Source organism: Lysobacter sp. DMC104, from assembly GCF_056313665.1.
In genome coordinates, this window is the sequence record NZ_JBQUZW010000008.1 from 40,374 (window position 1) to 62,308 (window position 21,935).

At 66.0% G+C, this 21,935-nt stretch carries 24 protein-coding genes; 10 read left to right on the plus strand and 14 right to left on the minus strand.

Annotated features, from left to right (window positions below; all coding sequences use genetic code 11):
- Positions 1-7: 7 nt before the first annotated feature.
- Positions 8-871 carry an NAD-dependent epimerase/dehydratase family protein gene (locus tag ACT53R_RS11425; protein WP_476172002.1) on the plus strand — a complete coding sequence of 288 codons (864 nt, stop codon included), beginning with the start codon at positions 8-10 and terminating at the stop codon, positions 869-871.
- Between the two features lie 28 nt (positions 872-899).
- Here ACT53R_RS11425 and ACT53R_RS11430 read toward each other — a convergent pair whose 3' ends face one another.
- From ACT53R_RS11430 to ACT53R_RS11475, 10 genes are all read right to left on the minus strand, one after another.
- Positions 900-1,535: a hypothetical protein gene (locus ACT53R_RS11430; RefSeq protein ID WP_476172003.1), complete on the minus strand. Its 636-nt coding sequence runs from the start codon at positions 1,533-1,535 to the stop codon at positions 900-902.
- A gap of 35 nt (positions 1,536-1,570) precedes the next feature.
- Positions 1,571-2,386 carry a hypothetical protein gene (locus tag ACT53R_RS11435; protein WP_476172004.1) on the minus strand — a complete coding sequence of 272 codons (816 nt, stop codon included), beginning with the start codon at positions 2,384-2,386 and terminating at the stop codon, positions 1,571-1,573.
- Positions 2,387-2,643: 257 nt separating this feature from the next.
- Positions 2,644-3,279, minus strand: a complete 636-nt coding sequence (locus ACT53R_RS11440; RefSeq protein ID WP_476172005.1) for a hypothetical protein — start codon at positions 3,277-3,279, stop codon at positions 2,644-2,646.
- A gap of 92 nt (positions 3,280-3,371) precedes the next feature.
- Positions 3,372-4,175 (minus strand): hypothetical protein, encoded by an 804-nt coding sequence (locus tag ACT53R_RS11445; protein WP_476172006.1) that lies wholly within the window; start codon positions 4,173-4,175, stop codon positions 3,372-3,374.
- 71 nt (positions 4,176-4,246) lie between these two features.
- Entirely contained in the window at positions 4,247-5,062 is an 816-nt protein-coding gene (locus ACT53R_RS11450) for a hypothetical protein (RefSeq protein ID WP_476172007.1), read from the minus strand.
- Between the two features lie 119 nt (positions 5,063-5,181).
- Complete coding sequence (locus ACT53R_RS11455) at positions 5,182-6,084, minus strand: DMT family transporter (RefSeq protein WP_476172008.1); 903 nt, start codon at positions 6,082-6,084, stop codon at positions 5,182-5,184.
- A 31-nt stretch (positions 6,085-6,115) separates the two neighbouring features.
- Positions 6,116-6,598, minus strand: coding sequence for an Mpo1 family 2-hydroxy fatty acid dioxygenase (locus tag ACT53R_RS11460; RefSeq protein WP_476172009.1), 483 nt, complete (start codon positions 6,596-6,598; stop codon positions 6,116-6,118).
- 33 nt (positions 6,599-6,631) lie between these two features.
- Positions 6,632-7,123: a hypothetical protein gene (locus ACT53R_RS11465; RefSeq protein ID WP_476172010.1), complete on the minus strand. Its 492-nt coding sequence runs from the start codon at positions 7,121-7,123 to the stop codon at positions 6,632-6,634.
- Between the two features lie 18 nt (positions 7,124-7,141).
- A complete protein-coding gene (locus ACT53R_RS11470; RefSeq protein WP_476172011.1) occupies positions 7,142-7,705 on the minus strand; it encodes a hypothetical protein in 564 nt (187 codons plus the stop codon).
- Positions 7,706-8,635 carry a phosphoribosylaminoimidazolesuccinocarboxamide synthase gene (locus tag ACT53R_RS11475; RefSeq protein ID WP_476172012.1) on the minus strand — a complete coding sequence of 310 codons (930 nt, stop codon included), beginning with the start codon at positions 8,633-8,635 and terminating at the stop codon, positions 7,706-7,708.
- A gap of 87 nt (positions 8,636-8,722) precedes the next feature.
- On the opposite strand from ACT53R_RS11475, the gene ACT53R_RS11480 reads away from it, so the two are divergent.
- The 8 genes from ACT53R_RS11480 to ACT53R_RS11515 all read left to right on the plus strand — a co-directional run bounded on the left by ACT53R_RS11480 (position 8,723) and on the right by ACT53R_RS11515 (position 16,699).
- Positions 8,723-9,064, plus strand: a complete 342-nt coding sequence (locus ACT53R_RS11480) for a J domain-containing protein (RefSeq protein ID WP_476172013.1) — start codon at positions 8,723-8,725, stop codon at positions 9,062-9,064.
- Positions 9,064-9,603 (plus strand): hypothetical protein, encoded by a 540-nt coding sequence (locus ACT53R_RS11485; RefSeq protein WP_476172014.1) that lies wholly within the window; start codon positions 9,064-9,066, stop codon positions 9,601-9,603. Before ACT53R_RS11480 ends, ACT53R_RS11485 begins: the two co-directional genes overlap by 1 nt.
- Positions 9,604-9,655: 52 nt before the next feature.
- Positions 9,656-10,339, plus strand: coding sequence for a ribulose-phosphate 3-epimerase (rpe, locus tag ACT53R_RS11490; protein ID WP_476172015.1), 684 nt, complete (start codon positions 9,656-9,658; stop codon positions 10,337-10,339).
- A 139-nt stretch (positions 10,340-10,478) separates the two neighbouring features.
- Positions 10,479-10,859: a YggL 50S ribosome-binding family protein gene (locus tag ACT53R_RS11495; RefSeq protein ID WP_476172016.1), complete on the plus strand. Its 381-nt coding sequence runs from the start codon at positions 10,479-10,481 to the stop codon at positions 10,857-10,859.
- Between the two features lie 408 nt (positions 10,860-11,267).
- Positions 11,268-12,758, plus strand: coding sequence for an anthranilate synthase component I (trpE, locus tag ACT53R_RS11500; protein WP_476172017.1), 1,491 nt, complete (start codon positions 11,268-11,270; stop codon positions 12,756-12,758).
- A gap of 438 nt (positions 12,759-13,196) precedes the next feature.
- The gene (locus ACT53R_RS11505) at positions 13,197-14,405 is read left to right on the plus strand and encodes a hypothetical protein (protein ID WP_476172018.1); all 1,209 of its coding nucleotides are present in this window, start codon (positions 13,197-13,199) and stop codon (positions 14,403-14,405) included.
- Between the two features lie 24 nt (positions 14,406-14,429).
- Complete coding sequence (locus tag ACT53R_RS11510; RefSeq protein ID WP_476172019.1) at positions 14,430-16,202, plus strand: NACHT domain-containing protein; 1,773 nt, start codon at positions 14,430-14,432, stop codon at positions 16,200-16,202.
- A gap of 293 nt (positions 16,203-16,495) precedes the next feature.
- On the plus strand, positions 16,496-16,699 hold the full coding sequence (locus ACT53R_RS11515; RefSeq protein ID WP_476172020.1) for a hypothetical protein: 204 nt from the start codon (positions 16,496-16,498) through the stop codon (positions 16,697-16,699).
- A gap of 241 nt (positions 16,700-16,940) precedes the next feature.
- Here the strand turns inward: ACT53R_RS11515 and ACT53R_RS11520 are convergent, their stop codons facing one another.
- The gene (locus ACT53R_RS11520; protein ID WP_476172021.1) at positions 16,941-17,333 is read right to left on the minus strand and encodes an H-NS histone family protein; all 393 of its coding nucleotides are present in this window, start codon (positions 17,331-17,333) and stop codon (positions 16,941-16,943) included.
- A 192-nt stretch (positions 17,334-17,525) separates the two neighbouring features.
- On the opposite strand from ACT53R_RS11520, the gene ACT53R_RS11525 reads away from it, so the two are divergent.
- A complete protein-coding gene (locus ACT53R_RS11525) occupies positions 17,526-18,050 on the plus strand; it encodes a hypothetical protein (RefSeq protein WP_476172022.1) in 525 nt (174 codons plus the stop codon).
- Between the two features lie 28 nt (positions 18,051-18,078).
- Here the strand turns inward: ACT53R_RS11525 and ACT53R_RS11530 are convergent, their stop codons facing one another.
- The 3 genes from ACT53R_RS11530 to ACT53R_RS11540 form a co-directional block, all read right to left on the minus strand.
- On the minus strand, positions 18,079-18,558 hold the full coding sequence (locus ACT53R_RS11530; protein ID WP_476172023.1) for a VOC family protein: 480 nt from the start codon (positions 18,556-18,558) through the stop codon (positions 18,079-18,081).
- Between the two features lie 321 nt (positions 18,559-18,879).
- Positions 18,880-20,352, minus strand: coding sequence for a hypothetical protein (locus ACT53R_RS11535; RefSeq protein ID WP_476172024.1), 1,473 nt, complete (start codon positions 20,350-20,352; stop codon positions 18,880-18,882).
- Positions 20,353-20,600: 248 nt separating this feature from the next.
- Positions 20,601-21,932, minus strand: coding sequence for an XVIPCD domain-containing protein (locus tag ACT53R_RS11540; protein WP_476172025.1), 1,332 nt, complete (start codon positions 21,930-21,932; stop codon positions 20,601-20,603).
- Positions 21,933-21,935: the final 3 nt, after the last annotated feature.

The window sequence follows — 21,935 nt, forward strand, 5'->3', positions numbered from 1 at the left end:
CTGCACGATGAAGACCGCGCTCGTGTTCGGCGCCAGCGGGCAGATCGGCCTGCCGTTGCTCGACCTGCTCCGCGACGACGGCTGGCGTGTGGTCGCCGTGTCGCGCGATGTGCATCCCGATCGACCCGGGCTGGAATGGCGGCGCGGCGATCTGTCGCGCGACGACGGCCTGCCATCGCGACCCGACGCGGTGTTCTGCTGCGGACCGCTGGATCTGTTCGCCGCGTGGCATGCGCGCACCGCCGTGCGCACGCCGCGACTGATCGCGTTCGGTTCGACCAGCATCGATGCCAAGCGCGGTTCGGCCGATGCCGGCGAGCGTGAACTCGCCGAGCGCCTGCGCACCGCCGAACAGCGGTTGTTCGAGACTGCGGCCGCGCGCGGCGAAGGCGCCACGGTGCTGCGCCCGACGCTGGTCTACGGTCGTGGCCGCGACAAGAACCTGAGCCGGATCGCGGCGATCGCGCGCCGCTTCGGGCGCATCGCGCTGCCGCGCGACGCCAACGGCCTGCGCCAACCCGTGCACGCGGACGATCTCGCGCGTGCCGCGTTCCTCGCGCACGACGCGCGCGCCGCGCACGGCCGCGCCTACGCGCTGCCCGGCGGCGAGACGCTGCCTTACCGCGAGATGGTGGCGCGCGTCTGCGCGGCGCTGGAACCGCCGGCGCGGCTGCACGAATTGCCGTCGCCGTTCTTCAACGCACTGCTGGCGGCGGCGCACGCGGCCGGCTTCGCACTGGATTTCAACGAAGCCGCCGTGCAGCGAATGCGCAACGATCTCGTGTTCGACGACGCCGAGGCGCGTCGCGATTTCGGCTACGCGCCGCGACGATTCCGCCCGACCGCGGCGATGTTCGCCGCGGCGGAGTGAGCGTTCTCCTGCGGAGGACGCGGGCGACTCACAGGTCGAAATCGCCGGGCGACGTCTTGACGTTGCGATCGAAGCGCAGGATCGAGACGAACACCGACGTGCCGTCGGTGAAGCGCATGTCCAGCCCGGTCGGATTGCCGTTCGTGAACCAGACGATGGCGTCGGCGACGCCGGTGCCGTACGTGTCGGGCGCGAGCTGCGCGCCATACACGCCGTCCTTGGGCGCGCCCGGCGGCAGATCGAACGCCTTGCCGAAACGGAAGAGTTCGCCGGCGGTGCCGAGCAGCCACACCGCGAGCGGATCGAGCGCGGCGTCCGCGCTGTCCTTGCCGCTCAGGCCGGTGGCCTTGTCGACCCAGCGCACGGTGCCGGCCTCGGCGACGGCGACGAACTCGTTCCATGCGCCGGGACGCAGGCGGAGGCGCAGGCGGTCGGGGCGTTCGAACAGCAGCTCGGCCGGATAGCGCTCCGGCGCGCCGCGCTTGCCGCTCTTGGCGGGTGCGGGATAGCGATCGACGCTGGCCTCGACGAGGCCGCTGTAGAGCGTCTTGTCGAGCGTGGCGAGATCGGCGGAGGCGGAGGCCGCGTGCGCGGCCGGCAGACCGCAGGCACCGAAGGCGAACGCCAGCGCGAAGGCGATGCGGAGGAAGGGACGCAGGGTCATGTCGAGGCTCCTGGAATCGGGGCGGGGGCGGCGCGTCACTGGCCGCAGCCGAGGGTGACGGTGGTGCGCAGCGAGGCGGGCGGCGTCATGCCCTGCAGCAGGCTGCACTGCGCGCCGGGATCCATCACCAGCGAACGCACGGCGTAGGTGCGGAGCGCGCCGACTTCCGCGGGCACGCCCGGTTCCGAGGTATCGAAGCACTGGCCGGGATCGAGGTCGCGTTCGAGCATGCTGCCCGGTGCGCCCGGCACGGTGATGCGGATCCGCGTCGTGCTGCTGTTGCAGATCGTGCGGATGCGCAGGTTCGACGACAGCTCCGGCGGGCCCGGGATCACGCCGTCCGCGTTCACCGGCTCGCTGCCGGCGCACATGCCGCCGTGTTCGATGGTCCGCGTCACCGTGCCGGTCAGGCGCTGTGCGGTGGCGGTGTTGTTCTCGAGGATGCGGCTGCGCAGGCCGGGCACGCCGCTCATCGACACGATCGGATAGGTCAGCCAGCGAGAGGCCGCGGTGAACGTCACGGCCGTGCTGTCCGTCGACGGCGTGAAGTCCACGTTGCCGGTGAAGCCGGTCGCCGTCTGCGGCGCGAAATCGGCGGGCGTGCTGGTCATGGTGATCGTCGGCGCGAAATCCGGGCAGCTGAAGCCCGGGCGCGACACGCAGGGCTGTTCCTGCGTGAGGTTGTAGCCGGCACTGACGGTGTCGCCCGGGCAGTACTGCGCCGGCGAGATGCGGCCGATGTTCTGGCCGGGCGGCGCATCCGCGTGTGGTATCGCGCAGCCGTTGGTGAGCAGGACGCCGGCGGCGAGCGCGGACAGCCCGCCGCGGACGAGGAGGCGGATCGGAAGCATGCGGGAGATCTCCGTTGAAGAAGCGGGGTGTTGCGGGATGGACGAAGTCAGCGAGCGATGCGGTCGCAGGCTGATGGCGGCCCGGTGCGGTTCACGGGCGCGTCGATGCGGCGAAGGTGCGTGCGATCCATGCAGGGCATCCTGGTCGGGGGCGTCGCGATGCGACTGCCCGCTGGCGGCGCGTCGGGCGCGCCGCCGTGAAACGGTGGAGAGCGTCAGGGCGCGGCGGTCAGCGGGCGCTGATCAGAGCACGTCGATCAGAGCGTGAAGTCACCGGGCTTCGTCGGCACATTCTGCTTGAACGACAGCACCGAGATGAACACGCGGCTGCGGTCGCTGAAGACGAATTCGAACCCGACGGGCTGGTCGTTGCCGAACCACGCCGTCGCGGCGATCACGCTCGTGCCGAAGCTGCGCGGCGCGAGGTTGACGCCGCGCACGGGGTTCTTCGTGCTCACCGCGACTTCCTTCGCCGGCGCGAAGCGCAGCAGCTCGCCGACGGTGCCGAGCAGCGCCTGCGCGGCGGGATCGACGACATCCACGGTCTTGCCCTGCCCGGACAGGCCGGTGCCGAGGTCGATCCAGCTGACCACGCCGCCGCTGGCGGCCGCGCGGTATTCGTTCTTCGCGCCGGGGCGCAGCACGAAGCGGAACTGGCCCGGTCGCGCGAACAGCAGCTGCGCCGGATACACCGTCGGTGCCGCGTACTGGCCCTTGGTGTTCGGCGGCGCGTACAGCGAGACGCGTGCGTCGAGATAACCGGTGGTGGTCGCCTTGTCGAGCGCGATCAGGTCGGCGGTGGCGGTGTTGACGGCCTCGACGCGCGTCGGGGCGACGAGCACGCACAGCGAAGCGGCGAGGGCGGTCGTGAGGAGCGGGCGGAAGAGCGTCATGGGCGTTCTCGAAGAAGGAGTCGAAAGAAGACCGGGGGCATGGGGGCGACGGGCATGGGGCGACGAATCGAGCCGCGGTCGCGCGGTTGCGTTCAACGGCACATCATCCGCGCGAGCGTGCGCAGCGACGGCGGCGGCACGTTCGGGCCGGTCGCGGTGCAGCGCGTGGCGGGATCGACGACGGCCGGGCGCACGTCGACCACGCGGGCATCGGCCGTGCTGGCCGGCACGCCGGGCATCGACCCCAGGCACGCGCCGGGCGACAGCGTCTGCGTGTACGTGCTGCCGTCGGGGCCGCCGGACAGGGTCACGACCACCGCGACCGCATTGATGTTGCACAGGTCGGTCAGGCGCAGGTTGGCCGAGACCTGCGGCAGGCCCGGCAGCGTCTGCGGACTGTTGACCGGCGTGGCGCCGGCGCACATGCCGTCGTGCGTCAGCTCCTGGTCGACGCCGGAGATCCGGGTCGCGACCCGGGTCTGGTCGAGGCTGTCGCGTTGCAGGAACACGCGGCCTTCGGGCCTGACCTCGGCGGTGGGGACCAGCACGCTGTCGCGATCCGGGTTGAACAGGACGCTGACGCTGGTCGATGCCGGCGCCGGGAACGAGACGCTGCCGACGAAGTTCGTGATCGACTGCGGCGCGAACGCCGTGGGCGTGCTGCTGATGGCCACGACCGGGAAGAAGCTCGCGCAGCTCGCGTCCGGCGGGCAGACATCGGTGCCCAGGAAATCGAACGACGCCGTGATCGTGTCGCTCGGGCAGTACTGCCGCGGCGCGATGGCGGTGTACGAGGGGCGCAGTGGCCCGCGGTCGATGATGCAGCCGGTCGCCACGATCGCACTGCATGCGGCGATGACGGTGCAGCGGAACGCGGTACGGTACGACGGACGCATGCGGAACTCCCTGGATGGACGGGGCGACGGCGACGCGGTGCGAAGGCGCGTGGCCTTCGCAACGCGCGTCCTCAGCGGCAGGCGATGCGCGCGACGGTGCGCAGCGCCGCCGGCGGGTTGTTCGGGCCCACGGCGCTGCAGCGGGCGGCGGGATCGGCGATCAGCGGACGCACCGACACCACCGTGGACATGTCGACGCCGGTCGGCACGCCCGGCATCGACGGATCGATGCACTCGCCGATCGACAGCGTCTGCGTGTAAACCGCGCCGGGCGCGCTGCCGCTGAGCGTGACTTCCATCGGCGCGCCGCTGCGGTTGCACAGGCCCACCAGGTGCGCGTTGGGCGAGATCCGCGGCGCGCCGGGCACGTTCGCCGGCGCATGGGTCGGCGTGTTGCCGGCACACAGGCCCTCGTGGGTCAGTTCGATCTCGAACGGGCCGGTGATGCGGCGCGCGGTCTTGTCGCCGTCGCGCACGTTCGTGCGTCCGACCGGCGTGCCCACGCTGCCGTCGGGGTTGCGGATCGGGATGTACACGGTGCCGCCGTCGTTGTTGATGTCGTAGTGCGCGCTGACGGTATCGCCGCTGGCCGGGAACGACACGCTGCCGCGATAGTCGCGGATGCTCGTGGTCGCGAACGAGCCGGTGGGGCTCGACAGCGTGAGCGTCGGGAAATACGCGGAGCAGGTGTCGCCTGCGGGACAGCTCAGTTCGCCGAGGTAGTCGAAGCCGGCGGTGAGCGTGTCGCCGCTGCAGTACTGCTCGGGCAGCAGGGTGTAGGGCGCGTTGATCGGGCGGCGATCGAGCTGGCAGCCGGTGGCCACCGCCGCGGCGCAGGCGGCGATCGTGCAGAAGCGGACCAGCTTGCGCGGGAAGAGACGGGACATGGCGGACTCCGGGCGTTCGTGGCCGATCCGTTCGGCGGGATGAAGGCGTCGTACCCCGGATTCACGTCATCGGCCGCGACGATCGGACAAGCGCCCGCGGATGTCCCCGGTCGCGGCGTTCAGTCGCGGCCCAGCGCCTTCGCCCGGGCGCGCAACGCGATCGCCATCACGCCGCCCAGCACCATCGCCCCGCCCAGCCACAGCCGCGGCCCCGGGCGATCGCCCCAGACCACGATCCCCAGCGCCACCGCGAACACCGGCACCAGCAGGAGGTAGGGCATCACCTGCGCCACCGGGTGCCGTTGCACCAGCCGGAAGAACAGCGTGTGCCCGACCAGCGACGCGACGATCGCCGAGTACGCGGCCGCGCTCCAGACGACCGGGCTCGCGGCGCGCAGCGCAGTGAAGCCGCCGGGCTCGATCGCCGCGCTGATCGCCAGCAGCGGCAGCACGCCGATCAGCGCGGTCCAGCCCTGCAGGCCGACCGCGTCGACGCCGGAGAGTCCGCGCATCAGCACCGTGCCCAGTGCGATCAGCAGCGCCGAGAACAGCATCATGCCGAGCGCCGCGGGATGGTCGAGCACCAGCGGATCGAAGCCCAGCACCAGCACGCCGGCGAAACTGACCGCGATCGCGGTGCCGGTGCGCCACGCGAAGCGTTCGCCGCGCAGCATCCACGCCAGCAGCACCGACATCGGGATGTAGCTCTGCAGCACGATCGCGGGCGAGGACACGTCGCCCGCGAGGCGCAGCGCCCACAGGCTGGTGCCGAAATGCAGCGCGCCGTTGAGCAGCGCCACCGCCACCAGCCGCGGCCACTGGTCGCGCGGCGGCGGCCGCACGAACGCGACCAGCATCGCCCCGAGCAGCGCCAGCCGCACCGCGCTGAACAGGAACGGCGGCACCTCGCGCAGCGCGAACGCGGAGGTGAGGAAGTTGCCCGCCCACGCGAGGCAGACGATCAGCGCCAGCGCGAAGTCGCGCGCGCCGAACGCAGGCATCGCGGTCGCGCGATCGCTCATGCGCGCGAGCCGCGCGCGCGAAGCCTGCGCATCAGTACTTCAGACCGAAGCGGCGCAGCACCTTCGCCAGCACCCATGCCGGACCGATCAGCAGGTACACCAGATCGGTCAGGAAGCTCGGCTTCTTGCCTTCCAGCTTGTGGCCGACGAACTGCGCGATCCACGCGACCACGAACACCGCGATCGCGACCTTCAGCAGCATCGACAGGCCGATGCGCTCCTGCAGGTAGCGGTCGATGCCGAGCATCACCACCAGCACCGCCAGCATGCCGAAGCCCAGCGTGCGCGAAGCGCGGTAGTAGAACATCCATGCCGCGAACGACGCGAACGCGGCCCACGCGCCGGCGCCGAACAGCGTGCCCGGCACCGGCACACACCACAGCAACGCGGTCACCGTCCACAGGATGGTCGGTACCGCGATGAAGTGGATCGTCTGGTTGGTCTCGTTCTGGTGGTCGTCCGAATACTTGGCGAACCAGACATCGATCGGGCGTTCGGCGGTGGCGGTCGTCATGGCGGACTCCGGCGGAAAGAGGGCGGGGCGCAATCAACGGAAATGCAGGTTGACCGCGAGGAAGAACAGGAACAGCCCGGTCGGGCCGTCGACGGCGTCGGGCAGGTCGAAGCGGAAGCTGCGCTTCCACAGCGTGAAGCCGGTGGTTTCGGCGAGCTTGCCGACCTGACGGCCACCGTCATCGAGCAGCGCGTAGCCCAGCGAGAACAGGCCGCTGCGCTTCTCGAAACGGAACGTCGTGCCGTGGACGTGCGCCACGTAGTCGCGCTTGCCGTGCACCTTGTCGGCGAAGGCGAGCGTCTCGCCGTTGCCGTCGACCAGCGAAAAGCGGAAGTCGCTGACGATCACGCCGTCGCGCGTGCGCTCGTAGTCGATACGGTACGTGTGGCTGTCGAAGTCGATGACGATCGGATCCTTCGGCAGCGTCTTCAGCCGCAGCTCGCCCTTCGCGGTGCCCGATGCGACGGACGCGGCGTAATGGAACTTCGAGAAGCCGGAGGTGATGAGCAGGGACGTGGCGGGCATGGCGGTCGTGGGTACGGGTCAGGGCGTCACAAGCGCGGCCCGGCGGCGTTCGCGCCACTGCCGCGCGCAGGCGTCGAATTTCGGCAGCAGGAAATCGGCGATCCACTGCACGTGTTCGGGCGTGTAGTAGCGCAGCCACACGTCGACGCAGCGCCACTGGTCGGCCGACCAGTCGTGTGCTTCCAGATCCTTCGGATACGGATCGAAGCCGGGGAACGCGACCGGCGGGTCCGGCGGCAGGCTCGCGCGCACGCGGCGGTTCGCATCGAGCACCGCCTGCACGTCGTCGTCCGACAGGAAGGCCATGTAGCGGCAGCGATCGTGGAGCGCGCCGGGAAGCGGCGACGGCGCGCCGGCGTCGTACTGGAACTCGATCGTGAGTTCGCTGCCGAAACCGTCCCACCAGCCGTACTTGTCGATCTGCACCCAGAACGACACGCTGTCGTCGCCATCGCTCAGCGACCATGCCGACGACGAGAGTTTCGAGCGCTTCCAGCCTGCGGCCTTCAGCGGTCCCGCCCACGCGTCGCGCAGGCGTGCATGCACCTCGCGCGACAGCAGCTTGGCAGGCGCCGGCTGCATTCAGTCGACGCTGATCCCCGCCAGCCGCTGCAACGCCTCGGCGTACTTCGCGCGGGTGCGGTCGATCACGTCCTGCGGCAGGCGCGGGCCGGGCGCGGTCTTGTTCCAGTCCAGCGTTTCCAGATAGTCGCGCACGAACTGCTTGTCGTAGCTCGGCGGGCTGATGCCGACCTCGTATTCGTCGGCGGGCCAGTAGCGCGACGAATCCGGCGTCAGCATCTCGTCCATCACGTACAGCCGACCGTCGGCGTCGGTGCCGAACTCGAACTTCGTGTCGGCCAGCAGGATGCCGCGCTGCGCGGCGTAGTCGGCGGCGTGGCGGTACAGGCGCAGCGTGGCGTCGCGCACCTGTTCGGCCAGCTCGGCGCCGACGGTGCGCACCATCGTGTCGAAATCGATGTTCTCGTCGTGGTCGCCGACGGCGGCCTTGGTCGACGGCGTGAAGATCGGCTCGGGCAACTGCTCGGCCTGACGCAGGCCGTTCGGCAACGTGATGCCGCTGACGCGCCCGGTGCGCTGGTAGTCCTTCCAGCCGCTGCCGATGAGATACCCGCGGGCGATGGCTTCGACCGGCACCGGCTTGAGCTTCTTCGTCACCACCGCGCGCTTCGCGTACAGCGCGGCGTCGACGCCGTCCGGCAGCACCGACGCCACGTCGATCCCGGTGAGATGGTTCGGCAGGATGTGCGCGGTCTGCGCGAACCAGAAATTGCTGATCTGGCAGAGCATCTCGCCCTTGCCGGGGATCGGGTCGGGCAGCACCACGTCGAACGCGCTGAGCCGGTCGGTCGCGACCATCAGCAGCAGCGGGCCCCGGTCGCGCGCCCCGGCGGGCAGCCGCTCCGGCGGCAGGTCGAACACGTCGCGGACCTTGCCGCGATGCCGCAGGGGCAGGCCGGGGAGATCGGAGTCGAGCAGGGTGGTCGCCACGCGCAGTCCGTCGGAAGCGTTCGGGCCGCCTAGTGTACGGCCCGCCGCGCCCGCGAGAAGACCGGCCGGGCCTGTAAACTGTGCCCCATGACGCGCTGGTACGGAAAAGTCCTCGGCCTCGCCGCCGGCTGGGTGCTGACGCGCCATCCGGACGGCATCCTGCTGGGCCTGCTGCTGGGCCACGCCTGGGACGCCGGCTGGTTCCGCCGCGCCCCCGCGCCCGTGCAGGACGGCCCCTACCGCGTCCTCGGCCTCGACCCCGATGCCACCGACGCCGAAGTCGAACAGGCCTACCGCCGCCTCATCGCCCAGTACCACCCCGACCGCCTCGTCGGCGTCGCCGAAGACCTCCGCCGCCAGGCCGAGGACAAGGCCGGCGAGATCAACGCCGCGTACGAGCGGATCAGGAAGCAGCGGAGACGATCCTGATGTGGAAATGGCTGCATCGAAAAGGCGTCTCGCAGGTGGCGAGCAGCAATAGCCGGACTTCGTCTCCGGATCTCCTGCCGGTAGAGATTTCCCGCAACGCCCGCAGCCTGATCGCAAAGGGGCAAGTCGCCAATGCCCTGGACGCGCTCGATGCAGGCTTGCAACGTTTCCCGGGCGAAGCGCTTCTCCACGCCGATCGCGGAACGCTATTGGGGATGATCGGACGGTTTGAGCCGGCGCTCGTCGATCTCGAGAAAGCGATCGCCGCGGGCTATGCCTATGCCGCCACGTGGGCGAGTCTGGCGACGGCCCAGTCGAATCTGGGCAGGTCCGACAAGGCCCTCGTAGCCTTCGCGAGAGCGATCGAACTCGATCCGGGATGTGCCTTCGCCTACTACAACCGCGCCCGGTTGCTGGCGGCGCAGGGTGACCGCGCCGCAGCTTCTGCAGATCTGGAAGCCTGTCTCGCCCTCGGTCCGGACCCCGCATTCAAGGCGGTGATCGAAGCCCGGATTGCCGAAATCCGCGAGTCGGGTTGATCCGGCAAACCTTCACACGTCTCCTTCCATCGTCCTCGTGCCGGGATCCCCCATGCGCCCCACCGTCATCGCCCCCTCCATCCTGTCCGCCAATTTCGCGAAGCTCGGGGAGGAGGTCGACGCCGTCCTCGCCGCGGGTGCGGACTGGGTGCATTTCGACGTGATGGACAACCATTACGTGCCCAACCTCACCATCGGGCCGCTGGTCTGCGAGGCGCTGCGCAAGCATGGCGTGACCGCGCCGATCGACGTGCACCTGATGGTCGAGCCGGTCGACCGCATCGTGCCGGACTTCGCGAAGGCGGGCGCGTCGCTGATCAGCTTCCATCCCGAGGCCAGCCGCCACGTGCACCGCACGATCCAGCTGATCAAGTCGCAGGGCTGCCAGGCGGGCCTCGTGCTGAACCCGGCGACGCCGGTCGAGGTGCTGGACTACGTGCTGGACGAACTCGACCTCGTGCTGCTGATGTCGGTGAACCCGGGCTTCGGCGGGCAGAGCTTCATTCCGTCGGCGCTCGACAAGCTGCGCGTCGTGCGCCAGCGCATCGACGCCGCGACCGCGCGTACCGGCAAGGCGATCCGGCTGGAAATCGACGGCGGCGTGAAGGTCGACAACATCGCCGAGATCGCGCGCGCCGGCGCCGACACCTTCGTCGCCGGCTCGGCGATCTTCGGCCAGCCCGATTACGCGAGCGTCGTGTCGGCGATGAAAGCGGCGGTGGCGGCGGTGCGTTGAACGATCCCTGTCATCCCGAGCGCAGCGAGGGACCTGCTTGATCCCGACTGCATCGAGAAGCAGGTCCCTCGCTGCGCTCGGGATGACAGCTTCTTTGGGCGCGCATGAGCCACGACGCCCCGCCCTTTGTAGGAGCGACGTGAGTCGCGACCCGATGGGCCCCGAGGTCGCGACTCACGTCGCTCCTACGAAAAGCAAACCCCAGACCCGCAGCCGCCGCCTGCGCAAGAAGCTCCACGTCGACGAATTCCGCGAGGACGGCTTCCACGTGCGATTCACGCTGCATGTTCTGTCCGCAGCGGAGGCCCGTCGCTTCTGGGACGACCTGCTCGCCGAGGCGATCGAGGCGCACGGCCTGACCTGGGGCGGCGGCGAGGACGGGTTCGTCATGCCGGCGCGTGGTTCGGCCACGGAGGCCGATCGCGAGGCGGTCCGCGCGTGGCTGGTGGCGCGTCCGGAAGCGGCGTCCGTGGACGTCGGCCCGCTGGTCGATGCGTGGCACGACGCCCCGCTTCTGTAGGAGCGCCGGAAGGCGCGACCTGATGCATCGCGGGGTCGCGCCTTCCGGCGCTCCTACAAAAGCATGAGGCGTGCCGGGCATCGGACAAAAAAAAGAGCGGCGCCTTGCGGCGCCGCCCGGAGAGATTGGAAGCAATCCCGCTTCCGTCCGTCGTCCCTGCGATGGCCTTCCATGGTCCGGGCGGGCGGTGACGGTTCCGTGACGGGGGCATGGCGTGTCGAAGTCAGGGCGCGGGTGCGGCAGGGCGCACAAGCCGTTAGCATGGGGACATGCAGACGATCCATGACATCCGGGCCCCGCGCCCGCAGCAGGCGGCCGCCATGGCCGTGCAGGGGCGATGGCGCGGCTGAGCCGCCTTTCCATCCCTCCCGCCTGTCCGCGCCCGCGTGCGCTCCCGAGGATTCCCGCGTGATCTCGTACGAACAATTCCAGCAGCATGCCGCCGACGGCCACACCCTCGTGCCCGTGGTGCGCGAAGTGCTGTCCGACCTCGACACCCCGCTGTCGGTCTATCTCAAGCTGGCCGACGGCCCGCACACCTACCTCTTCGAATCGGTCGAAGGCGGCGAACGCTTCGGCCGCTACTCGATCATCGGCCTGCCCGCGCACCGCGTGTACGCCTTCGCCGGGCACACGCTGTTCGTCACCGAGTTGGGCGAGTTGATTGAAAGCCGCACCGTCGACGACCCGCTGGCCGAGGTCGAACGCCTGCGCACTGCGCAGAAGATCCCGCGCCTGCCGGGCCTGCCGGGCTTCACCGGCGGCCTCGTCGGCTGGTTCGGCTTCGAGTGCATCCAGTACATCGAACCGCGCCTGCGCGGCAGCGACGGCCTGCACCGCGATTACCACGACGAACTGGGCACGCCCGACATCCTGCTGATGGACAGCCGCGACGTCGCGGTGTTCGACAACCTCAAGGGTCGGCTGTACCTCATCGTCCACGCCGACCCGCGCGAGTCGCAGGCGTGGGCGCGCGCCAACCGTCGCCTCGACGAACTGACCCATCGCCTGCGCCAGGGCGGCCCCGGCTATCCCGAGGCGCGCGACTCCGCCGGCCTCGTCGAAGAGGATTTCGTCTCCGGCTTCACCCGCGAGGGCTTCATCGCCGCGGTGCAGAAATCGAAGGAGTACATCCGCGCCGGCGACATCTTCCAGGTCGTGCTGAGCCAGCGCATGTCGGTACCGTTCAAGGCGCGCCCGGTCGACGTGTACCGCGCCCTGCGTGCGCTGAATCCCTCGCCGTACATGTATTTCCTCGACGTCGGCGGCACACAGGTGGTCGGCTCGTCGCCGGAAATCCTCGTGCGCTTGGAGGAGGGCACCGTCACCGTGCGCCCGATCGCCGGTACCCGCCCGCGCGGCCGCACGCACGAGGAAGACCTCGCGCTGGAAGCCGAACTGCTGGCCGACCCCAAGGAACGCGCCGAGCACCTGATGCTGATCGACCTCGGCCGCAACGACGTCGGCCGCGTCAGCGAACCGGGCACCGTGGACGTCGGCGAGCGCTTCGTGATCGAACGCTACAGCCACGTCATGCACATCGTCAGCGAAGTCACCGGCAAGCTGAAGGACGGCCTGAGCTACGCCGACGTGCTGCGCGCCACCTTCCCCGCCGGCACCGTCAGCGGCGCGCCCAAGATCCGCGCGCTGGAAGTGATCCGCGAACTCGAACCCGTGAAGCGCAACGTCTACGCCGGCAGCATCGGCTACATCAGCTGGCACGGCGACGCCGACACCGCCATCGCCATCCGCACCGCCGTCATCCAGGACGGCCGCCTCTACGTGCAGGCCGGCGCCGGCATCGTCTACGACTCCGACCCGCAGACCGAGTGGGAGGAGACGATGAACAAGGGCAGGGCGCTGTTCCGGGCGGTGGAGCAGGCGGCTAAGGGGTTGTAGGGGGGCGAACTTTATCTCGCGCCATTCGGTGGCTTGATGCTGGATCTCGCTTTTTGAGTTGCCCCTTAATTGGCGTCGACGCAGTCCTGGGCAAGGACCGCCGCGGCGACACCGCCACCGAGATCGAATTGATCCGTAGATTGAGGCGGAGAAGGGGGCGGGAATGTAGTGCCGTATCAGGCCATGCGCAACGCGGCGCAGTGAATCGGCTGCCTCCAGAAGTCGGCGCAGGATGGGCCGATCAGTGCATGACGCGGATGGAAGCTGTCAAATCTTACAGTCTGGGCCAAATCTCACATGCGCTTTACGATGTGAGTGGTGAGTACAGGCGTGACATGCAGTCCGCTGGTGCCATTGCCAAATGTCGATTGGTTGAAAGCCAAGTAAATTGATGGAATCTGCTTCGCACATTGCGGAAGATAAAGAGGAATAAGGGATATGCCTTTTGCAGCGTTTGATCAGTTGGAGCGAACATTGTCGCAATATAGAAAGCGCTTGTCTGGCGCGGATAGCGACATTCGAGAATTAATTGCTGCGGTAGATTTTCATGTTCGTATCGCTTATACGCTAGTTATTGCGGCAAGTGCTGCGGGCGACGGCACTTGCCTGCGAGCATCCTCCATGCCAGGTTTCGGCACAATGCTGGCTGTCCTGTCAGTGAAAAATGTTGGTGCGCTGAGTCGAGCAAATTCATTGCTAAGCCGAATTGCTCGACTTGCCGAAGGTGTGCGGATTGCGGTTGAGTCATTCAAGGTTCCGAAGCGATATGCGTCGTTTAAGACGATGAGGGACCAGCTTTCACACGGGCATCCGCTTCCTTCTGATGCGGATGTGGTGCAGGTTGCTTTATCTAATCTTTTAGTTTTAGAGCGCACTTTGACAGATAATCTTCGCGCACTTTTTTCGGATGTCTATGCGGTTAATGATGGTGGGCATTCTCATATCGAGTTGCTCGGCGAATGTTTGGATTTGATGTCGTTGTGGCGCCAGAGCAATGATGGTTCTGGGGTTGAAATCTATTCCCATTTTGCTAACGATGAAATCTGGTACATCACTCGTTCCGGCGATATCACAGCATCGGGTGACGTTAACGCCGTAAGTCGATTTATTGACGCGGTGTTGGTTGATCGAAAGAGTATTGGCAGTGAGATTGCTAGATTTGTTAAAGACCTTCTTGCCGACATCTCTGCATTCACCGAGGATTATTCACCGCCAAGCTATTTTTTTGGGGATGAAGAAGAGCTTGGGTATATTTTTGTGCCGTGGACTCGTTCCACAAGTGATGAAAATCAACCGCGAATCGACGCCTTTCGGATTGGGCCTGATGGGCGAAAGGAATGGAATGATAATTCATCGAAGTCATGGGTTGCTTATTCTGAGTTTCTTAAGGCTGTTGCTAATTGGCAAGTGCTGGCCCGTCGTATAGGTATAGGCCTGGAATCTTTTGCGGCTGAGAGGAATCAAGAGGAATTAACCCGGCTAGGTGGATCCAGTCTCAATGATGTTCGTGGGCCAGCAATTCTTCGAGAGAAAACAGACGATCTTAGTGGGCAAAAGCGCGACACTCTCTTTCCGCTTGAGAGCCGTGTAGACGAGTCATGCCAATTGGTTAAACCTTCGACGATTGTATTTTTTTTAGTAGGATAGGCTGGTCTTGGCAAGACGGATCTGATGCTGAGTCTTGCAAGAGAGCGCGCTGCAGAAATTGCATCGCGACCAAAATCAACTAAGCCGCTATATCTTTTCGTTTCATCTACTGGGCGGACACTAGCTAGTCTTGATGATGCGGTTAATAGTGCATTGAATATTACGAAACTTTTGTCAAGTCATAGTGCGCGTGCTTTATGCCGAAACGGTTTGCTCGTGGTTTTGGTTGATGGGTTCGACGAGCTTCTTGGGAGCAGTGGTTACGAGAATGCATTAGGTTCGCTTGAGCCTTGGTTTCGGGATCTGGCTGGACGAGGAGTCCTAGTTGCCTCTGCTCGCTCGTCTTACTATCTCACCCAATACCGCCGTTCGCTTGCGAATCATGCCAATCTCAATGTTGATCATACATTGGTTGAAGTCCAGCCGTGGTCTAGGGAGCAAGCTGCAATATATTTGAGGAATCGTGGCGTTCCTGAAGCGGCAATTTCTAAAATTAGTCAGCGAGACTGGGAAATTCTTGGGGTTCCTTTCTTTGCTAAGGCTTTTTCCGCTTGGTTTGAAAAATCCAATTTCGATCCTGATCTTCCTAAGATATTCGATATTGTTGTCGATCAGTATCTGGATCGAGAAGCATCCAAGCTGCGCGATCCCAACAGTGGCGAGCTTCTAAATCCGCTTGAGCTTAAGAGTCTTTTTGCTGAAGCGGCTGAGATCATGCAGTTGACTAAGAGTCGCGAGCTGGAGCAGGCGGATATGGTTCTTTGCGCTCAACAGGTCGTTGGTGAAGAAATGTTAGATAAAGTTCGCCCAGGATTGACGCGAAGACTCTCGTCGCTATGCGGGCTTGGCGTCAGCACGGACTTGTCCGGAAATAACCAGTTCTCATTTTCTCACGAAGTGCTTTTTGATTGCTTTCTGTCAGCATCGCTTCAGGGGCATCTTAACGGCGCTGTGGCATCGAATTACCGCTCTATTCTTGAGCAGAGCAATGTCAACCCTGTGGTATTTGAGTGGCTTCTGGATAAGCGAAGCGATGCGCTTGAAATCCTGCCTGCGGCAATTGACTTCGGCGGCCTTGGGAAAATTGGGGGGCAGGTTATAGCAGGAAATTTAGGGTCTCTTTGGTGTTCGTTGTTGAATAAGAGAGGCGGGGTGCCGCCGACGAGTAGGGTGGGTTGGCTTAGCTTGGATGAGGTTAGATTGTCTGGGAAGGGTTGGACCAAGATTGATTTCGATAGCTGTAGAATCGGCGCGCTTAATATTCCTGATAGCGGAGACTTCAAGATTAATTTGCGCAATTGCGAAATTGACTACCTCGATTGTGCATCGGAGCAACAATTGAGATCCTCGGCGGTCGGTCTCGAAAGCTGTAAGGTTCTTGAAGTGCGGGTTGCGGATAAATATGGAGATGACCCGGCGCGAGTGCGAGAGGTTCTACAGAGCGTTGGAGTTATAAATAAGGAAGAAACCGTACAGACCTCTCGCTTTGCGGACGCTGCCGAATTTTATTTGGACAAAATAGCAAGGCGGCCGGATATCCCGATTATCGTAACGAGAGACGGACACGAAGTTGATGTGGAGGAACAGCGGTTAACTTGGACGGCTCGTTTTGAGGAAGATTGCTGGCATGCATTCGTCGATGCACTGGTGGGCTGTGACCTGGCTCGATGGGATGCCATTACATCGTCGGGAAAAGCCAAGGTTAGGCTCGTACTTCACGTGTCTGCCGAAACAGTTCTCAATCGGCGGACCTCAAAAGAGGTTGAAAATTTTTGGGTAATGCTTCGTAAGCAGTAGGCTATGCCACGTATAGGTGGGTCAAAAGCCTGTTACTTTCACGTAACGGCACACTGGAGCTCGGCCTATATGGATCATCTTGCAAGGTGCGCCTCGGCGCACCTTGCGCGGGATGATGCAGCGCTCTGATGTGTTGGGTGATATGCCCACCGTTGTCGTCCCAGCATCGCACCGTGCTCGGCGCGTCAAGGTCGAGGTGAATTGCTGCGCAAACCTTGACGCGCCTGCGCGCGATGCGCCTCTGAATCGCCAACGGCGTCCACTCCTGGCGTCGGGCGAAACGGAGTGCCGTCATGTCCAAGCCCAAGTCGCCGCCTGCGTCCCGCGCCGCGCTGTCGAACGTCCTGCTGGTCGAAGTCCCGCCCCAGTTCATCGCCCTGTGCGAAGCCAGCGGCACCCGCCCGCAAGCCGCCCTGCGCGGCATGGCCGCGATGGTCTGCGGCCTGCGCTACGACGACGACAATCGGCTGGTGCCGCTGGAGGCAGACGCCGCATGAGCTTCGCCGGGCGCAGGCGTTGCCTGCGCCCGGATTCCGTAGGGTGGTGGTGAGCGCAGCGCCCCACACCATGCCGCACCGGCGAAGTCGTAGCCCGGGCAAGGCCAAAGGCCGCACCCGGGATTGCGGAAAGGTCTGCGTCGGTTCATCCCGGGTGCGCGCGTTGCGCTTACCCGGGCTATCTGGCCTCGAGTTCTGCCGATTCACCTTGCCGGCAGCGGCGAGCGCGGCCGGCACGCGGTCATCCCGGGAACTTCGGGAACTTCTCGTCCGGGTGCTTGGCCTTCCATTCGCGGTGGGAGGCCGTGCCTTCCCACGCGGTGAACGCGCGGGGCGGGCGGCCACGACCGGTCCAGGTTTCGCCCGTATGCGGCAGCCAATACTTGGGCGCGACTTCCGCTTTCGCCGGGGCCGCCTTCTTCGCGGCCGGTGCCTTCGGCGCGACGAGTGCGGCGATCTCGGCCTTCTGCTTGGCATCGAAGTGCGGTCCGAACTCGGTCAGCAATTCGATGACCTTGGAAAACGCGCCCCCTGTCTGTTCCTTCCGCAGATCCTCCTCTTGCTGTTCGAGCTGGCGCAGTTCTTCGGCGAGCTTGGCTTTGGCCGAGGCGATCGAATCGAGGGTGGGCTTCATGGTCGATACCGAGGTTGTGCAATCCCGCAGTATAGCCGCGGGGCTCCGCCGGCCGGCGTGCGGGGCGTCCCGGTGCGCTCCGCATGCCCGGGCCCCGGGCAGGGCCCGGCCCTTCGCCTGCGAGGGTCAGCCGCGCTTCGCCGCGTGCACCCCGTGCGGTATCGTCGCCGACGACCACGAGGCATCCCGGCCATGATCAAGACGAAACGATGCGCGTCGACGCTGGTGCTGGTGTCGCTGCTGGCCTGCCTGCCCGTCGGCGCGGCGCAGGCACTGTGCAGCGGGACCGATCCGCAGTTGCCGTGGTCCAGTCCGGATTACTACTCCGTCGCGAAAGAGCGTGCGCGCGCCCGGTACGTGGTGATCGCGCGCAGTGTTCGCGAGACGTGGCTGGGCGAGGATGGCCGGCCCAGGCCGCTCGCGCCGCCGTTCCAGGGCGGTGCGGCGACGCCCAACGGCTTCGATCCCTACGCGGGCGCGCTCTACCGCGTGAACGTGCTGCGCGTGTTCAAGGGCAAGCCGCCGGCCAGCCTCACCCTCTTCAGCGAGAACAGCACGGCACGCTTCCGGCTGGAGCCCGGGAAGGAGTACCTGCTGTTCGTGACGGAAGATCCCTTTGATCCGCCGATCGGTCGCCGCCTCACGATCGACACCTGCGGCAACTCCGCGCCGCGGGCGAAGGCGGCGGAGACCCTGCGGCGATTGCGCGGCCGCTGAACAGGGCCGGGCGAGCCGGCCTCCACCGTCAGCCGCGGATCGCCGCCTCGATCGTGGCGATGTCGATCTTGGTCATCGTCATCATCGCCGCGAACGCGCGCTGCGCGACGGCGGGATCGGGGCTGGCGATCGCGTCGCTCAGCACGCGCGGGGTGATCTGCCACGACAGGCCCCACCGGTCCTTGCACCAGCCGCAGGCGCTGGCCTGGCCGCCGTTGCCGATGATCGCGTCCCACAGCCGGTCGGTCTCCGCCTGGTCGTCGGTCGCGACCTGGAACGAGAACGCCTCGGTGTGCGGGAACACGGGGCCGCCGTTGAGCCCGAGGCAGGGAATGCCCAGCACCGTGAACTCGACGGTGAGCACGTCGCCGGCCTTGCCCGACGGGAAGTCACCGGGCGCATGGTGCACCGCGTCCACCGAACTGTCGGCGAAAGTCGCCGCGTAGAAGCGCGCCGCGTCGAGTGCGGTGCCGTCGTACCAGAGGCAGATGCGGTTCCTGGGGAGCATGGCGTGTTCCTGCGTGTGCGTGTGGCGACCATGATGATCGAAGTTCGGTGGATGAGCGCCAGCGCCGCCTGCGTCGTGCAGGATGTGCCGTCGACATGGGGCGGCGACACGGTCCCCGCATCTTCGCCGGCAACCCCGAACCCATCCTCGTCATCCCGGCGAACTCCAGGATCGCGATTTCGTGCCGTTGCGTCCTCCGGTCCGGTTCCGAAGCCGTCGCTTCGCCGCAGGCGGTGAGGGCGACGAAATCCATCGTCCACGATGATGCACCGCGATCCGGATTCCGGAGATCACGCGCGCGATGCGTGTCGCGCTTGCCGGTCAATGCATGTGCCCATGAGGGTGGGGGTGCGGCTGCGTCGGTGCCGGCGTGTCGGTGTCTGCGTGCGCGATCTTCGCCAGTTCGTCGCTGGCGGTCTGCCCGCTCCAATGCAAGATGTCGATGCGGACGCCAACACGGCTGTCGTCATTGGACGGGCGATCCGTCGCGAACAGGATCCGATGGTCCGCATCGGGGAACATTTCCGCGATCGCGTGTGTCGTCGACCCATGGCGCTGGAGTTCGCAGGCCACGCCCGCGGCGACATTCCGCAAGGCCGTGGCATCGAGTCCCAGTTGGGCCGCATAAGGCCTGAGCATGTACTCCGCCTCGAGCGCCACGCGATAGATCGGGTGGTTGGAATCCGGGGGCGTGCCGGCGGAAAGGTCGGGCGTGGCGAGGCACTGGCCGGGTGCCGTTCGCGCGCGCTTGGTGTCGACGGGGTCCGACGGACGTGCGCCGTCCGCTTTCGATTCCTCGGGTTCGCGCTTGCGTTTCCTCTCCTGCGTGTCCGTCACCGTCGCGATGTCCGGCGCAGGGCGGGATGCCGGCCTGCGGAACAGTTCGGTGTCCAGCTTCGATCGGTCGAGCCCGAGCGCGTGGAGGTCGATCACGATCTCCGGTGTTCCGCGCTTTCGATAGACAACGCGCGTCTTTTCGTCGCGCGAGAAATTGACGACCTTGTCCTTCCTGTCGATGACATCGAGCAGTCCCGATGCGTCGTGATGACGGTAGTCGAGTGTCCCCGATCGACCCAATCTCGCCTCGCTGCCGGGTTTGTCGTAGTAGAGCCGTTTCATGGCCTCGATGTTTTCCGCGTTCTGCTGCAGCGAGAAGACATCTTCGGTGTGCAGGACGGACTTCAGCTGGCAATACCTCCAACCTTCCGCCGTGTGCTCGTCCATGAAGTCGCTCATCCTGTGCGGGCAGCCGTCATGGAATTCCTCCAGCGCGACGAAAGACGTGCTCCTGGTCGCCCACGACATGTAGGCGTTGTAGCCCCCGAGATGCGCCTTGGCCTCGTCCGCGCGCCGTGCGTCGAGCATGTCCTGCAACGGCTGCGTGTAGTCGTGCGACGGGACCCCTTCGCTCTCGGCGACCTTGCGCACCTCATCGTCGAATTTCTCTGCGGCCGCGAGGATGTCGGGTCGTCGCAGGGCGTGGTCGGTCTCGTGTCCCAGCGCGAAGACCAGTTCGCCGACGGCGAGGCTGTCCGGCGTGGCCTGGCGGATCGTGTCCTCGTTCAGCAGGATCATGCCTGTCTTCGACGAATAGGCGTTGTTCTCCACGGCGTTCTCGTCGGACAGCGCGAATCCGGCGAGGTGTTTCCCGTGGACGGCGCGCTCCAGGTTCTCGCGCAACACCGGCGACGCATTGATGGCATCGCGCAAATTGCGCGCCCAGCCGGTGCCGTCGTCGTGGTCCTTCTCGAACGCGGTCAGCATCCGGTCCAGCGGTGGCTCGGGCATGTACATGGTCGAATCCTTCCGTGTGCGGGCGACGCATGGCGGGGGCCGCGCAGGCGACCCGGCGGTGCCGGGCCCGCGCCTTGCCGGGGCGAGTGTAGCGCTCGCATCGTGGCGACGGATCGCGTGCGTGCGGCCGCGGCCCCCGGCCCGGCGGGATGACCGCGGCTCGCCGTCATCGTGTACGGACGCGGAAACGAAAAACGCCCCGCATCGCTGCGGGGCGTTTCGTCTTGCAGCGGCATTCGCCCCAGGGCTTACATGCTCATGCTGCGGGGTGCCTGCTGCTGCGTCTGGCCCTGCTGCGGGTCGGGCAGCATCATCGTCGCGAGCGACTGGTCGGCGGGCTGCTGCTTCGCCTGCTGCACGTTGATCGCGACGCGGTCGGCGGATTCGCTGGCGGGGTCGCCCTGGTAGGCGAAGACCTGGCCGTTCTTGCCGAGCAGCGCGCCGTCGATGCGTTCCATGCCGGAGGTCTGGGCCTGCAGGGCGGTGGCGGCGGCGACGTTGCGCAGTTCCTCGCCCTTGAGGCCGAGGCCGTCGACCTTCTTCAGCGCGTCCTCGGCCTGGCGGTACAGCGCCGGTTCCGGGGCGGGGGCGTCCACCGTCGGCTTCTTCGGGCTGCTGTCGGTGTAGTGCAGGCCCGTGTCCATCAGGTTCTTCTTCAGGTGCAGCTCGTTCAGGTCGAGCTTCACTTCCGGCGCGGTGGCCTTCGGGTCGTGCTTCTTGGCTTCGGCCAGTTCGCGCTTCTCGGCGTTGTCGATCACGCCGAGCGCCCATTCGCCGTAGTAGTTCGGGTAGTCCTGGTTGCCCTTGGTGCCGAGGCGCGCGGAGCTGGGCGGCTGGTCGAAGTAGTGCTTGCCCATCGCCTCGACGTTCTTGTCGGTGGACTTCAGGGTCATGTCCGCTTCGATGGTCAGGCCCGGCTTCATCGCGTAGGTGAAGTTCGGCGCCTTGCCGCCGCGCTCGATGAAGTCGCCCATGCGGCCCGGCTGGGCGTTGTACAGCTCCTTCAGCGTGGGCGCGGTGTCGTCGCCGGCGTCGTGCTTCTGCTTGGCGACCTGCGACACGATGGCGTTGTAGCCGCCGATGTGTGCGCCGGCCTCGTCCTTGCGGTAGCTGTCGATCAGGGTCTTCACCGAGCCGGTGTAGTCGTGCGGACCCGGGGTCTTCGCGATCTTGTCGACGTCCTTGACGTAGGCGTCGACCGCCTTGTCGCTGACGGTGCTGTTGAACGAGTGCTGGATCTCGTGGCCCATCACGAACACGAGTTCGGACGCGGCGGACTTGTCCGTGCCGGCCTTCTTCAGGTAACCCGGCGGCAGCTCGATCGTCTTGTTGTCGCTGTTGTACGTGCCGCCGGCATTGGCGCCGGCCGGCAGCATGTCGAACTTCTCGAGGTGGCCCTTCTGCACCGACTCGACGATGCGCGCCTTCAGGTCGGGCGAATTGTCGAGCAGCTGGCGCAGGTTCTTGCCGGGCGTCTCGGTGGCGGTGTCGTGGGCCTTCTCGAAGTCCGACAGCATCTTGTCGAGCTTCGTTTCGGCGGCTTTCCTGGCTTTCAGGACGTCTTCGGGAACGGCGGCCATGGC

What these genes read in the sequence shown, in the direction of transcription:
- ACT53R_RS11425 (WP_476172002.1), top strand. Translation starts at nt 8, where the DNA reads ATGAAGACCGCGCTCGTGTTCGGCGCCAGCGGGCAGATCGGCCTGCCG.
- ACT53R_RS11430 (WP_476172003.1), bottom strand. Translation starts at nt 1,535, where the DNA reads ATGACCCTGCGTCCCTTCCTCCGCATCGCCTTCGCGCTGGCGTTCGCC.
- ACT53R_RS11435 (WP_476172004.1), bottom strand. Translation starts at nt 2,386, where the DNA reads ATGCTTCCGATCCGCCTCCTCGTCCGCGGCGGGCTGTCCGCGCTCGCC.
- ACT53R_RS11440 (WP_476172005.1), bottom strand. Translation starts at nt 3,279, where the DNA reads ATGACGCTCTTCCGCCCGCTCCTCACGACCGCCCTCGCCGCTTCGCTG.
- ACT53R_RS11445 (WP_476172006.1), bottom strand. Translation starts at nt 4,175, where the DNA reads ATGCGTCCGTCGTACCGTACCGCGTTCCGCTGCACCGTCATCGCCGCA.
- ACT53R_RS11450 (WP_476172007.1), bottom strand. Translation starts at nt 5,062, where the DNA reads ATGTCCCGTCTCTTCCCGCGCAAGCTGGTCCGCTTCTGCACGATCGCC.
- ACT53R_RS11455 (WP_476172008.1), bottom strand. Translation starts at nt 6,084, where the DNA reads ATGAGCGATCGCGCGACCGCGATGCCTGCGTTCGGCGCGCGCGACTTC.
- ACT53R_RS11460 (WP_476172009.1), bottom strand. Translation starts at nt 6,598, where the DNA reads ATGACGACCGCCACCGCCGAACGCCCGATCGATGTCTGGTTCGCCAAG.
- ACT53R_RS11465 (WP_476172010.1), bottom strand. Translation starts at nt 7,123, where the DNA reads ATGCCCGCCACGTCCCTGCTCATCACCTCCGGCTTCTCGAAGTTCCAT.
- ACT53R_RS11470 (WP_476172011.1), bottom strand. Translation starts at nt 7,705, where the DNA reads ATGCAGCCGGCGCCTGCCAAGCTGCTGTCGCGCGAGGTGCATGCACGC.
- ACT53R_RS11480 (WP_476172013.1), top strand. Translation starts at nt 8,723, where the DNA reads ATGACGCGCTGGTACGGAAAAGTCCTCGGCCTCGCCGCCGGCTGGGTG.
- ACT53R_RS11485 (WP_476172014.1), top strand. Translation starts at nt 9,064, where the DNA reads ATGTGGAAATGGCTGCATCGAAAAGGCGTCTCGCAGGTGGCGAGCAGC.
- rpe (WP_476172015.1), top strand. Translation starts at nt 9,656, where the DNA reads ATGCGCCCCACCGTCATCGCCCCCTCCATCCTGTCCGCCAATTTCGCG.
- ACT53R_RS11505 (WP_476172018.1), top strand. Translation starts at nt 13,197, where the DNA reads ATGCCTTTTGCAGCGTTTGATCAGTTGGAGCGAACATTGTCGCAATAT.
- ACT53R_RS11510 (WP_476172019.1), top strand. Translation starts at nt 14,430, where the DNA reads ATGCTGAGTCTTGCAAGAGAGCGCGCTGCAGAAATTGCATCGCGACCA.
- ACT53R_RS11515 (WP_476172020.1), top strand. Translation starts at nt 16,496, where the DNA reads ATGTCCAAGCCCAAGTCGCCGCCTGCGTCCCGCGCCGCGCTGTCGAAC.
- ACT53R_RS11520 (WP_476172021.1), bottom strand. Translation starts at nt 17,333, where the DNA reads ATGAAGCCCACCCTCGATTCGATCGCCTCGGCCAAAGCCAAGCTCGCC.
- ACT53R_RS11525 (WP_476172022.1), top strand. Translation starts at nt 17,526, where the DNA reads ATGATCAAGACGAAACGATGCGCGTCGACGCTGGTGCTGGTGTCGCTG.
- ACT53R_RS11530 (WP_476172023.1), bottom strand. Translation starts at nt 18,558, where the DNA reads ATGCTCCCCAGGAACCGCATCTGCCTCTGGTACGACGGCACCGCACTC.
- ACT53R_RS11535 (WP_476172024.1), bottom strand. Translation starts at nt 20,352, where the DNA reads ATGTACATGCCCGAGCCACCGCTGGACCGGATGCTGACCGCGTTCGAG.
- ACT53R_RS11540 (WP_476172025.1), bottom strand. Translation starts at nt 21,932, where the DNA reads ATGGCCGCCGTTCCCGAAGACGTCCTGAAAGCCAGGAAAGCCGCCGAA.